The organism is Kerstersia sp. (assembly GCF_052103615.1).
Classification (GTDB): domain Bacteria; phylum Pseudomonadota; class Gammaproteobacteria; order Burkholderiales; family Burkholderiaceae_B; genus Kerstersia.
Window position 1 is genome coordinate 1 of the sequence record NZ_JBQEKA010000092.1, and the last position, 12,113, is coordinate 12,113.

11 protein-coding genes are annotated in these 12,113 nt (G+C 63.2%); 6 read left to right on the forward strand and 5 right to left on the reverse strand.

All coding sequences use genetic code 11. The features are described 5' to 3' along the window. The coding region (locus ACTJGZ_RS14050) for an ATP-binding protein (RefSeq protein WP_441663530.1) at nucleotides 1–2,528 on the forward strand (2,528 nt) is incomplete at its 5' end. 119 nt (nucleotides 2,529–2,647) lie between these two features. Here the strand turns inward: ACTJGZ_RS14050 and ACTJGZ_RS14055 are convergent. Together ACTJGZ_RS14055 and mntR are read right to left on the reverse strand one after the other, a co-directional pair. Next, nucleotides 2,648–3,259, reverse strand: coding sequence for an HdeD family acid-resistance protein (locus ACTJGZ_RS14055; RefSeq protein ID WP_441663531.1), 612 nt, complete (start codon nucleotides 3,257–3,259; stop codon nucleotides 2,648–2,650). Between the two features lie 145 nt (nucleotides 3,260–3,404). Beyond that, nucleotides 3,405–3,872 carry a manganese-binding transcriptional regulator MntR gene (gene mntR / locus ACTJGZ_RS14060; RefSeq protein WP_441663532.1) on the reverse strand — a complete coding sequence of 156 codons (468 nt, stop codon included), beginning with the start codon at nucleotides 3,870–3,872 and terminating at the stop codon, nucleotides 3,405–3,407. 228 nt (nucleotides 3,873–4,100) lie between these two features. On the opposite strand from mntR, the gene ACTJGZ_RS14065 reads away from it, so the two are divergent. Genes ACTJGZ_RS14065 through ACTJGZ_RS14080 form a run of 4 tightly spaced genes read left to right on the forward strand, consistent with a single transcriptional unit; the run spans nucleotide 4,101 to nucleotide 7,745 of the window. Next, nucleotides 4,101–5,009 carry a metal ABC transporter substrate-binding protein gene (locus tag ACTJGZ_RS14065; protein WP_441663533.1) on the forward strand — a complete coding sequence of 303 codons (909 nt, stop codon included), beginning with the start codon at nucleotides 4,101–4,103 and terminating at the stop codon, nucleotides 5,007–5,009. Between the two features lie 8 nt (nucleotides 5,010–5,017). Further along, nucleotides 5,018–6,016, forward strand: coding sequence for a manganese/iron ABC transporter ATP-binding protein (locus tag ACTJGZ_RS14070; RefSeq protein WP_441663534.1), 999 nt, complete (start codon nucleotides 5,018–5,020; stop codon nucleotides 6,014–6,016). Next, nucleotides 6,016–6,891, forward strand: coding sequence for a metal ABC transporter permease (locus ACTJGZ_RS14075; RefSeq protein WP_441663535.1), 876 nt, complete (start codon nucleotides 6,016–6,018; stop codon nucleotides 6,889–6,891). The genes ACTJGZ_RS14070 and ACTJGZ_RS14075 overlap by 1 nt, the downstream gene beginning before the upstream one ends. Beyond that, the gene (locus ACTJGZ_RS14080; RefSeq protein ID WP_441663536.1) at nucleotides 6,888–7,745 is read left to right on the forward strand and encodes a metal ABC transporter permease; all 858 of its coding nucleotides are present in this window, start codon (nucleotides 6,888–6,890) and stop codon (nucleotides 7,743–7,745) included. The genes ACTJGZ_RS14075 and ACTJGZ_RS14080 overlap by 4 nt, the downstream gene beginning before the upstream one ends. Before the next feature lie 43 nt (nucleotides 7,746–7,788). Here ACTJGZ_RS14080 and ACTJGZ_RS14085 read toward each other — a convergent pair whose 3' ends face one another. Further along, nucleotides 7,789–8,550, reverse strand: a complete 762-nt coding sequence (locus ACTJGZ_RS14085) for a phosphodiesterase (protein ID WP_441663537.1) — start codon at nucleotides 8,548–8,550, stop codon at nucleotides 7,789–7,791. Nucleotides 8,551–8,767: 217 nt separating this feature from the next. Here ACTJGZ_RS14085 and ACTJGZ_RS14090 point away from each other — a divergent pair, with 217 nt between their 5' ends. Beyond that, on the forward strand, nucleotides 8,768–8,986 hold the full coding sequence (locus ACTJGZ_RS14090; RefSeq protein ID WP_441663540.1) for an oxidoreductase-like domain-containing protein: 219 nt from the start codon (nucleotides 8,768–8,770) through the stop codon (nucleotides 8,984–8,986). Here the strand turns inward: ACTJGZ_RS14090 and ACTJGZ_RS14095 are convergent. Then, on the reverse strand, nucleotides 8,983–11,427 hold the full coding sequence (locus ACTJGZ_RS14095; protein ID WP_441663538.1) for a DUF3772 domain-containing protein: 2,445 nt from the start codon (nucleotides 11,425–11,427) through the stop codon (nucleotides 8,983–8,985). The two genes, ACTJGZ_RS14090 and ACTJGZ_RS14095, sit on opposite strands and share 4 nt — an antisense overlap. A 50-nt stretch (nucleotides 11,428–11,477) precedes the next feature. Next, on the reverse strand, nucleotides 11,478–12,113 hold a 636-nt coding region (locus tag ACTJGZ_RS14100), incomplete at its 5' end, for a phosphoenolpyruvate carboxylase (RefSeq protein WP_441663539.1).

Consider the following 12,113-nt stretch of genomic DNA (forward strand, 5'->3'; position numbering starts at 1 on the left):
TGGCCGAAGCCATACGCGCTGCCTTTCTGGAACGGCACCGCTCCAGTTCGGTCGCCTATCTGCGCCCGTGGGACGAACCGTCCGCCACACCACAGATTGAGGTGGATTTTGTGTGGCAAGGGCGGGAGTACCGCCTGTCCAAGACCTTCATGGGCCGCAAGCGTTGCCATTTGCTGATTGATGGCAAGGCGCTGGATGGCGCCGAGGCCGAGGATTATCTGGCGGAGCTGATGGGCTTTCGTTTTGCCCGTAAAGGCGCCAGTGATGCGGCGGACATGGGGGTACCTGGCTTGCTGTGGATCCGCCAGGGGGATGCGCATGAACTGACCCAGCGTGTGCGTCATGCCGGGCAGCAATTGCGTGATGCCTTGAGCGATAGCCTGGGGGAATTGTCGGCCAGTGATGGCGACGACGTACTGGCGCAGGTGCGCGAAGCGCGGGCAGCCTTGCTGCATGCGTCCACTGGCGCGCCCAAGGGGGATTACGCGGCGGCCTTGAAACAGTCGGAAAGCCTGCGCGAAGAGGTGCAAACCCTGGAGCAGCGGATTGCGCTCTTCCATGAGGATATCGACAGGTTGAGCAAACTGCGGGCCGAGCACGCCCAGGCCAGGCAGCAGCGGCCGTGGGAGCAATTGGCGCAGGAGCGCGAGCAGGCGCAGCAGCGCCTGCGGCAGGCGGAAGGCCTGGCGGAAAAACGGCAGCAGGCGGCTGGGCGGCTCAGGCAATGCCAGGCGCAGGTCAGCGCTCAGCAGTTGCGCGTGGAACACTTGCGCCAGCAGGAGCTGGCGCTGAATGAACGCCAGGCTGCGCTGCTGGCGGCCCAGCAGCGCAGCGCAGCTGCACAGACGGCCTTGCAGCGCCAGGAGCAGTTGGCGGCTCAGGCGCAGCAGGCGCGCGTCCAGGCGCAAGCGGTTCTGGATGCGGCGCGCCAGCGTGAGCGCGTGGCGGAAGTGACGCGTCAGGCACAGGCGGCGCAGCGCCAGGCGGAGCAGCTGACGGCGCGGCTGGCGCAGGCCGAGGCCGCGCAGGCCAGCTGGCGCGAGCGTGAGGCGCAGGCGCGCCAGGAGCGTGTGGCGCCTGAGGACCTCAAACGGCTGGAGCGTCTTGAGCAGGCAGCCCGTTTGGCGCACGCCCGTCTTGAAGCCGCGGCCACCACGGTTGAATATGCCTTGCATGAGGGCGCGGAAATCGCTGCGGGCGCTGAACGCCTGAGCGGTCATGGCCGGCGGACGCTGGACGAAGCCACGATCTGGGAATTGCCGGGATTGGGCAGCCTGCGCATTCTGCCAGGGGGCAGCGAGCTGGATACCCTGCGGGCAACGCATGCCGATTTGCAGCAGCAACTCGCGGGCTTGCTCCAAGAGCTGGGGGTGGCCGATACCGGCGCTGCCCAGGCGCGGGCGCGCCGCTATGATCAGTTGCAGGCGCAGGCGGAGGCTGCCCGGCAGGTTGCGGCCAGTTATGCGCCTCAGGGCAGTGCGGCCTTGCAAGAGGAGCTGGAACAGCTCAGGGAGCAATGGCAGGAGGCTGCGCAATGGCTGGCGCAAGCTCAGCATGCTGCGGACGAAAACGCCGCTGCGCCTGCGCTGGCGCAGGCAGAGGCTGAGGCAGCGGCGCAAGCGGCGCAGGGCAAACATGAGACTGCCCTGCAATCTTTGCAGGAGAGCCGCTTGCAGGCCCGTGTCAGTGATACCGAACTGGCGGCGGCGCAAACGGAAATGGAACGGGCGCAGGCCGCGCTGACAGCCCCCGAGCGGGATGCCGAGCAGCGCAAGGCCTTGATGGATCTGGCGGATGCCCGCAGCGACGCAGCCCAGGCTCAGGCCCAGCTGGAAGCGCTGGAGGCGCAATTGCTGTCGGTGGATCTTGATTTTCTGCGTCAGGATGTGCAGCGCCTGGCAGATAGCGAGTCCATACAGCGCCAGCGTTATCAGGAACGTGAACGCTTGCTGGCTGAACTGGGCAGCCGCCTGGAAACCATGGGCAGCGCCGGCCTGGAAGAAGACCTGGCAGACCGGCGCTTGCAGCTGGCGCAGGCGCAACGCCGTGCTGGCGATCTTGCCAGGCGCGCCGCAGCGCTGGATTATCTGCTGGACAGTCTGGAGACAGCGCGGGGCCGCATGATGCGGCGTTTGCATGCGCCGCTGCATAAGCATCTGGACCGTTACCTGCGCATTCTGTTTCCTGGCGCCAGCGTGGAACTTGATGACGAACTGGTGCCGGGGCAGATCCGGCGAGCGGGCAGCCAGGGGCTGGAAAGCGGCGCGCTGGCGGATCTGAGCCATGGCGCCAGAGAGCAGATAGGCGTGCTGGCGCGGCTGGCCTATGCCGACTTGCTGCAGGAAGCGGGCCGCCCCTCGCTAGTCATACTGGATGATGCGCTGGTGCATTCCGATGAAGGGCGGCTGGGGCAAATGAAGCGGGTGCTGTATGACGCGGCCAAGCGCCACCAGATCCTGATTTTCACCTGCCACCCCGGCGCCTGGGAAGATCTGGGTGTCGTGCCGCGCAGCTTGCAGGCCGCCTGAATCGCGGCGCAGCGAGGGCCAGAAGAAAAACAGCCCGTGTTTCCTGACCGGAAATACGGGCTGTTTTGATGCCAGGCCTGGCGCCGGGCTGGCGCCAGTGAACGGCCGGGGGCCGGGGCTTATTTTGAAGCGCTATTACGCAGTGCCAGGCCAAGCAGCAGCAAGGTCCAGCCCTGGAAGAGCAGGTCCAGCGCCAGGAGCAGCCCAAGCAGCCACAGACTGTTCGCAGGCCAGCCGGCAGCGATCAGAATGCCGGCCAGCAGGGTAATCAGGCCCGAGGTTGCAATCCAGCCCCAGCCTTGCTGGCTGCGGTTGTTGAACCAGAGCCAGAGCCGCATGGCACCGCTGGCAATCAGCGTGGCGCCCAGCAGCAGGGTCAGGGCGGCGGCGCCAGTAATGGGATTGATGATGGCGATCACGCCGGCGGCGGTGTATAGCAGCCCCGCGAAGCTCCACAACAGGAAGCCCGGCCAGTTTTTGATGCGCCAGGCTTGTACCAGCTGGCTGACACCCGCAATCACAATCAGCGTGCCGACGAAGACCACACTGAACACAGTCGCCGCCAGCACATGAACACTGGCGATCAGGCCCAGTACCAGCAGCAGCAGGCCGACAGTGATAAACCAGCGCCAGCTGGCCTGCAAGGATTGCAGCGCGTTGACAAGCGGCGCGGTATAGCCGGGCGGGGTGGAAGGAGACGACGGTGCAACAGGGGGCTTGCGGTCAGACATTGAACGATTCCTCGTAACGGTAACCTTATGCCATTACTTTAAAGGAATTTCACGATTTAAGGCAGGCCGCCGGAAAGATAAGGCGGTGGCGTTGAACTTGTGCGATAGACCTGCGCATGGCCTGGCCGGCCAGGCAGGGTCAGGTTCAGGCGGCGGGTTTGCCGTTCTGGCTGGCAATAAAGCGCGCAAAGGCGGCCAGCGTGGCTTCGCTGACATGGTGTTCTATGCCTTCGGCATCGCGGCGCGCGGAGTCGGGGTCCACGCCGACAGTCAGCAATAGCTGCTCGACCAGCTGATGGCGCGTGCGGCTGATATCCGCCAATTGCTCGCCAGCTTCCGTCAGGAAAATGCCGCGATAGGGCTTTTGAATGACGTACCCGGCATCCACCAGGCGCCGCAGCATCTTGGCGACGGTGGGCTGGGTGACGCCGATACGCGCGGCGATATCTACCTGCCGGGCCTCGCCCGTGTCCCGGATCAGGTCCGAGATCAACTCCACATAATCGTCCACGCGCTCCTGGCGGCGTGCTTCGCGCGCCTGGCGGAAGCTTTCCACCTGTAGCGCGGCATCCATCAGGCCCGAGGTCTTCGGGCGACAGCTTGGGTCGGTCATGGCTGATTTATCCTGCTTTTTCGTTGCTTGTATGCATCCCATCCCAGGTTAGTGATGCGCATCAGCCGCCACTATAGCGCCAAAATATATTATGGTTGATGCTATCAGTTATAGCCTGTGCTATATTTTCCTGGACGGAGGGCATCAAATGCAAATTTGATGCATCTGCATTCGCTTTATTCGCATCCATCATCAACCCAAGCAGTGAGTCATCTTCGGAGCCGGGAAATGCATAATTCAATAAGACGCAGCGTACTTGCGAGCGGATTGGCGCTGGCCTTCATGCTGGCCGGTGGCCCGGCAACCGCGGAGGAAGCGAGCAAACTGAAGGTCGTGACCACGTTCACAGTGATTGCCGATATGGCAAAAAATGTGGCGGGTGACGCGGCCATTGTCGAGTCCATTACCAAGCCCGACGCCGAGATCCATAACTACCAGGCGACGCCGGGTGATTTGCTCAAGGCGCAGGACGCGCAGCTGATTCTGTGGAACGGCCTGAATCTTGAGTTGTGGTTCGAAAAATTCTTCAAGCGCCTGAAGGATGTGCCCAGCGTGGTCGTGTCCGACGGCGTGGAACCGATCTCCATCGACGAAGGCCCCTACCAGGGCAAGCCCAATCCGCATGCCTGGATGTCGCCGTCCGCCGCGCTTATCTATGTCGATAACATCCGCGATGCCATGGCGCAGCATGATCCGGCCAATGCCGAGACGTATCGCGCCAATGCCGAGGCGTACAAAGCCAAGATCAATGCCGTGAAGGAACCTATTGTTCAGGCGCTGGCGCAAATTCCGGAAGACCAGCGCTGGCTGGCGACCAGTGAGGGCGCTTTCAGCTACCTGGCGCGTGACTTCGGTTTGAAGGAGTTGTATCTTTGGCCCATTAATGCCGATCAACAAGGCACGCCGCAACAGGTGCGCAAGATGATAGATGCCGTGCGTGAACACAAGGTACCGGCGGTCTTCAGCGAAAGCACGATTTCACCGGCACCGGCGCAACAGGTGGCGCGTGAAACCGGCGCCGATTACGGCGGCGTGCTGTATGTGGATTCGCTGAGCGAACCGTCGGGTCCGGTGCCGACCTATCTGGATCTGCTGCAAGTTACTTCGGAAACGATTGCCAAAGCGCTGAAAAAATGAAGCCAGCATTGACCACAAGCCTGGGTGCCGGGCTGACGCAGTCCGGGCATGCGCCGCATGCCTATTCCTTGATGGCCGCCGCAGGCGCGCCGGCGGCAGGCGGCATGTCTGCCGCATCCGGCGGGCCATTGCCCCAGGCAGAGGAAGGGGCAGGGCTTGAGGTCAAGGATGTCACGGTGACATACCGCAATGGCCATACGGCCCTGCGTAATGCCAGTTTCGCCATTCCCACCGGCACGATTGCCGCGCTGGTGGGGGTGAACGGCAGCGGCAAATCGACGCTGTTCAAGTCCATCATGGGCTTTTTGCGGGTGTCGCAGGGGCGCATCAAAGTCTTGCAGCAGGATGTCCGCGCTGCCATGCGGCGCAATCTGGTGGCGTATGTGCCCCAGAGCGAAGATGTGGACTGGAACTTCCCCGTGCTGGTCGAAGATGTCGTCATGATGGGACGCTACGGACACATGGGGTTTCTGCGCCGGCCGCGTCTGGCCGACCGCGAAGCCGTGACGCAGGCCCTGGAACGGGTGAATATGCAGGCCTTCCGGCACCGCCAGATCGGCGAGCTGTCCGGCGGGCAGAAAAAGCGGGTATTTCTGGCGCGGGCGCTGGCTCAGGATGCGCAGGTCATTCTGCTCGATGAGCCCTTCACCGGGGTGGATGTCAAAACGGAAGACGCCATTGTGTCCTTGCTCAAAAGTTTGCGCGAAGAGGGCAGGGTGATGCTGGTGTCCACGCACAACCTGGGCAGCGTGCCGGAGTTTTGCGACCGGACCATTCTGATTAACCGCACAGTGCTGGCCTATGGGGCGACCCGGGATGTCTTTACCCGGGAAAACCTGGAAAAAACCTTTGGCGGGGTATTGCGCCACTTCAACCTGCCGACCTCGGATGCCGATGGCGGCGTCATGGGTATCGTGACCGATGATGAACGCCCGCTGGTGCTGCGCGATGGCCGTTCGACGGTGCGCGGCAAGGATCACGAAGAGACGCCTGGCGGGGAGCAGTGATGGCGACACTGCTGATGCCGTTTCAGTACGAGTACATGCTCAATGCCATGTGGGTGTCTGCGCTGATTGGCGGCGTGTGCGCGTTTTTGTCCTGCTATCTCATGCTCAAGGGCTGGTCGCTGATTGGTGATGCGCTATCGCATTCCATCGTGCCAGGGGTGGCCGGCGCCTATATGCTGGGGCTGTCTTTTTCCCTGGGCGCTTTTTTCTCGGGCGCCCTGGCGGCGGGCGCCATGATGTTCCTGAACCAGCGCACGCGTCTCAAGGAAGATGCCATCATCGGCTTGATCTTCTCATCCTTTTTCGGCCTGGGCCTTTTCATGCTGTCGCTCTCGCCAGCGTCCGTGAATATCCAGACCATCATTCTGGGTAATGTGCTGGCGATCACGCCGGGCGATACCTTGCAACTTGCGCTGATTGGCGGCATTACGCTGCTGGTGCTGCTGCTCAAGTGGAAGGATTTGCTGGTGACTTTCTTTGATGAAAATCATGCGCGCTCCGTCGGGATTTCGACCACAGCGCTGAAAGTCCTGTTCTTTGCCTTGCTCTCGGCGTGCGCGGTGGCAGCCATGCAGACGGTCGGCGCTTTCCTGGTCATCGCCATGATCGTGACGCCGGGCGCGACCGCCTATCTGTTGTCCGACCGGTTTCACCGCGTCATCCTGATTGCGGTCAGCATCGGCGTGGTTAGCAGTTTCTGCGGCGCCTATGCCAGTTATTTCCTGGATGGCGCGACGGGCGGCGTGATTGTGGTGGCGCAAACCACGCTGTTTGTGCTGGCCTTTGTGTTCGCGCCGCGCCATGGCATTCTGGCCGCCAGGCGGCGCGGCCGGCGCACGGCAGGTTTGTCCCCGGCCTCGGCGGGAGAGGCATGATGCTTGATACCCTGATGTTGCCGTTGCGGCTGGACTTCATGCAGTACGCCCTGGCGATTGCGGTGCTGGTCGCTGTGCCGGCTTCCTTATTGTCTTGCTTTCTGGTGCTCAAAGGCTGGGCGCTGATTGGTGACGCCATCGCCCACGGGGTGTTTCCCGGGGTCGTGATTGCCTACATGCTGGGCCTGCCTTATGCCGTGGGGGCATTCTCCGCCGGGATGGTGTGCGCGCTGGCTACGGGCTATATCGCCGACAACAGCCGGATCAAGAAAGATACGGTGATGGGCGTGGTCTTTTCCGGCATGTTCGCCATCGGCCTGCTGCTTTACACCAGCATCCGCAGCGATGTGCATCTGGACCATATTCTGTTTGGCGATATTCTGGGCGTCGATGCGGAAGACTTGCGCGGCAGCGGCTTGATTGCGCTGGCGATAGGGGCCTGGATATTGTTCAAATGGCGTGAGCTGCTGGTGCATGCCTTTGACCCGATACAGGCCCGCACCATTGGCCTGAAAGTCGGTGTGCTGCATTACGGGCTGTTGGCGGCCGTGTCGCTGGCGGTCGTCGGCGCCTTGCACGCGGTGGGCATCATTCTGGCGATTTCCCTGCTGATTGCGCCGGGGGCCATTGCCTATCTGCTGACGCGCACCTTTGGCTATATGCTGGTTACGGCGGTGCTGATAGGCGTGGTTTGCGCGCTGGGCGGCGTGTATCTGAGTTTCTTCATCGACAGCGCGCCAGCGCCCACCATCGTATTGCTGCTGACCGTGCTATTCATTATTGTGCTGCTGGGCACCATGCTGCACCAGCGGCGCGTTCAGGCTAGCGGCCAGGCGGCGCCTCAGGACGCCTGACTGGGTGGCGCAGCCGGGCGGGGGCCGGGCTGCGCAGCGGGCGTCACGGACAGGGCAGATCCTGGTAGTGCACGATGACACCGGATTCACTGGCCAGAATGACGCCATAGCCGGGCGCTTCGCTGCTGCGCATGTGCGCGGCCTGGCCCAGGCGCAAGGCGGTCTGATGATTGCTGCCTTTGACGGTGCTGAAAGGCAGGCCGCGCCAGCTGCCTGAAATATGCCGGTGCACATGGCCGCAAAACAAATGCCGTACATTGGCATGCCGGTTCAGCACGGCATGGAACGCGTCGGCATTGTCCAGGCGGCAGTTATCCAGCGGGGGCATGCCGACGTCAAATGGCGGATGATGCATGAAAATATAAACGGCATCGTCCGCGGCGTCGCGGAGCTGCGCGTCCAGCCACGCCAGGCGCGAGTGGCAGAGGTGGCCGCTGGATTTTCCTTCATCCAGGGTGTCGAGCAGCAGAAGCCGGTGCGGCCCGTGCTGCACCAGATACTGTTGAAAGGGGCTGCTGCCGCGCGAGTATGGCGCCAGGTGGCGGCGGAATTCCTCGCGCCGGTCATGATTGCCCAGCATGAGGTGCAGCGGCAGCGTTTGCGTTTGCAGCAGTTGGCCCAAGGCCTGGTAGGCCGCAGCCTCGCCGCGGTGTGTCAGGTCGCCAGTCAGAATGATGCCGCAAGCGTCGGGGTGTTCGGCCGTGGCGTGCTCCAGCAGCAAACGCAGCCGCTCCAGAGGATCCGAGCCGTGCAATGGCTGCCCGGGCAAGGTCAGATGTGAATCACTGATCTGGATAACTTTCATGCAGATGCCGCCGCAGCAGGAAAGTGCTAAAAGATAAGCTCGAAAAATAACAGTTTGATGACCACAGGCCCGCGAGCCGCATGGATGCACAGTCTGCCACTGGCAGCAGGTGCCGCCGCGTGGCCTGGTGTGCCGGGGCCGGAGTGTTTTTATGTCAGTTGCAGTGAGTTCAGTGCGTGCCGGTTTTGCCAGGCATTCAGGGCAGGCCAGCCTGGCAGTGCCGCTTTGCCGCGCCGCCTGGCAGGCGCAGGATGCGTTCGCCGCCGGTTCTGACCCCAGGCCGGAACCGCCGGAAGCGCCTGGCCCGAACGAATGTTGTGAAAGCGGCTGCGTGCCCTGTGTCTATGACCTCTATGCGGAAGCCATGCAGGAATACCGCGAAGCGCTCGCCGCCTGGGAACAGCGCCAGGCCGGCGGGCAGGAAACGGCGAACTAAACTTCCGCAGCCGGGGGGGCTGGCCGCAAGGGCGCAGGCATGCCGCCAGCCGGCGCTACCAGCATGGTAGAGGGCGAGCTGAGCGCAATACCGGCTTCACGCAGGCGGCGCAGGCTGTCGAACAGCACCCGGCTGCGGGTGGCATAGGCAACGCGTGGCGAAGAGACATACGCCACGGCATTGAATAGCAAGCCGTTGTTGGCAATGTCGTCCAGATAGACTTCCGGGCTGGGCGTTTTCAGAATGGCAGGCTCATGCGCCAGCGCTTCCAGCAAAATGGCGCGCGCCTTGGCGGTATCCGTGTCCAGCGGCAGCGGCAATTTGATCTGGACCCGGCCCAGCGCATTGAGGGGCGTGACGTTGCGGACGACCTTGGTGATGAACTCGGAATTCGGCACTACCAGGCGGGAGCGGTCGCTCATCTGGATTTCTGTCGCGCGGACATTGATGCGGCGGATGTCGCCCTCCAGGCCGCTGAGCGAGACCCAATCGCCGACTTTCACCGGGCGTTCGGTCAGCAGGATCAGGCCTGAGACAAAGTTCTGGACGATGGCTTGCAGGCCGAAACCGATACCGACTGACAGGGCGCTGGCGATCCAGGTGACCCGCTCCAGGCCGACGCCGCTGGCCGATAGCGCTGTAGCCACGACGATGACATAACCCAGATAACCCGCCAAGGTGCTGGTCGAGGACTGCATGCCAGGCTCCATGCGGGTGGCTGGCAGCAGGTGATGGGCGAGCCAGTGCTGCATGGCCTTGATGGCCGCAATGCCGAGCAACAGCAGCATCAGGCCCTGGATGATGGCGGCCGGGCGCAGGCGAATATCGCCTATGGACAGGCTGCCGCGCAGGCGTTCCAGGTGCTCATAGATATCCAGCGGCCCTTGGCCGTAGGGCGCGAACAGCAGCAGCAGGCCGCACAGCGCAATGCTCATCTGGATAATACCGGCAAGCAGCACCAGCCAGGGGCGCAGCGGCGTGTCTTCCCGGCTGTCGGCGCTGTCTTTGGGGGACGAGCCGCTGCCTTGCAGAATGGGCAGCTGGGAAAGATCCGTGGCTGTGATGGAAAGCAGGAAGGCCGTGCCCAGCACGACGCTGCTCCAGATGATTTGCTTCAGAATGAAGGTTGCCAGCGCGACATACCCCACCAGCAAACTGGCCAGACTGAAGAGCAGGGCAATCCAGGCCAGCGCCAGCACCAGGCCGCGGCGGCGGATAATAAGGCGGGTCAGCCAGGGCGCGTCGCTCAGGGTTTTGCTGTCCGGCGTGCCGCGCTGCAATTGCGAGAGTCTTTTCAGTACGCCGCCCAGTACCAGGATCAAGGCCAGGCCAGCCAGGCTGTGAATCAGAATGATGATGGACAGGCGCACGCTGGCGAATGCCGCCAGATTTTCTGCCAGCCAGGTCAGGCCGATAAATAGCGCGGCGCAGAACGGCAGGTGGCGCAAGGCCTGAGCGGTGCTGTCCTGCATGGCCAGCAGGCGCCATGAGGCGTGGCGCGGCATCAGCAGGCCCTGGCCCAGGCCGATGATATAGCCGCAGAAGCCGACAGTCCCTATCATGGCGCTGATAAAGTCGCGTGTCGGGCTGGCGGTCTGAGACACCCAGCCTAGCCCCAGATTGAGGCCTTCCAGCAGCAGGGTGGGGACGGCGACGGCCAGCAGGACGCGGGTCCAGCCATGGACGGCGCGCCGCAGGCGGCCAGGCGGAACCTGAGTGGCGCTGTAATGCCAGAAGCGGCGTTGCAACATGGCGCCAGCGGCCAGCATGAAAATAAGCCAGGCCCCGGCGGCCGCCCACTGCCAGGCCGTCAGGCTGGCCAAGGTGTTGCCGGTTTCTGCCAGCAGGCCGCGCGAGCGCATGGTATCGAGCGGTGTGGTGCTCGCCAGATCTGCCCAGAAGGCGGCAGAAAGAATCGTATAGCTGCGCTGCCCCAGGCGGGCATTGAATAGATCGCGGCGCTGGGCGGCGATGCTTTCCAGGGCCTGGGTAGCATCCAGCGCAATCAGGTTGGCCAGGCGAGCCTGGGCTTCCAGCCCGCTGGCTGCGCTATCCAGGCGTTTGCGTTCATCGGCCAGGACGGCCTCTTCGCCGGCGCCTTCGGGGGCATTGCCCAGTTCGCGCTGGCGCTCCTGCAGGTTGGCCAGGGCCGGGGTAATTTCCAGGCTGGCGTCGCTGGCCTGGCGATAGGCCTGCAAGGCATCCAGGCGCAGCGTCTGCAGGTGTTCGTCAGTCGGGGTTTCCTGGACCTGCGCTTTGATGTTGTCGATGCGGGAACGGGCATCGTGCAGCTGCGCCGTCCAGGGAAACTCCGGCGCAGCCTGACGAGCCGGGGCCGCTGCCGCGGCTGGCAAGCTGCTGCCCAGCCAGCAGGCCAGGCAGAATAGCCAGAACAGCACCGGGCGCAGAACCGGCATGGAGACGAAACGAAACGTGTGCATGTCGGTCCTTGATGGCCCTGATGAAACGCCGTGCTTGCGTTATCCGGCGCTTAGCCCGAATTACGCAGGCCCGAGGCAATGCCGTTGATGGTCATGTGAATGGCGCGCTGGTTGCGTTCCAGTGCCTTGCCGCCGGCTTTGCTGCTGGCGGCGCGCAAACGGCGCAGCAGCTCGACTTGCAGGTGGTTCAAGGGGTCGATATAGGCAAACCGGGCGGCCAGCGAGGCTTCCAGGTCAGGCGCCGTGGCCAGCAGCTGGCGTTGCGTGACTTGCTCAAACATTTGCAGCGTCAGCTCATATTCACGCGCAATCTGTCCGAAGATGGCATCGCGCAGTTTCCGGTCTTCGACCAGATCGGCATAACGCCGCGCAATATCCAGATCGGTCTTGGCGAGCACCTGCTCCATATTGGAAAGCAGCGTGGCGAAGAAAGGCCAGGTCGCGGCCATATCGCGCAGTTGCGCCAGGCGCGCAGGCGCCGTGGCCGGACTGCCTCCCGCGCCTTGTTCGACGTAAGCATGCAAGGCGCTGCCCACGCCGTACCAGCCCGTCAGCGGCAGGCGGCACTGCGCCCAGGAGAAACTCCAAGGAATGGCGCGCAGGTCTTCGATGCGTTGGGTCGCTTTGCGCGAAGAGGGGCGGGAACCGATGTTCAGGCCGGGGATTTCGCGGATAGGCGTGGCAGT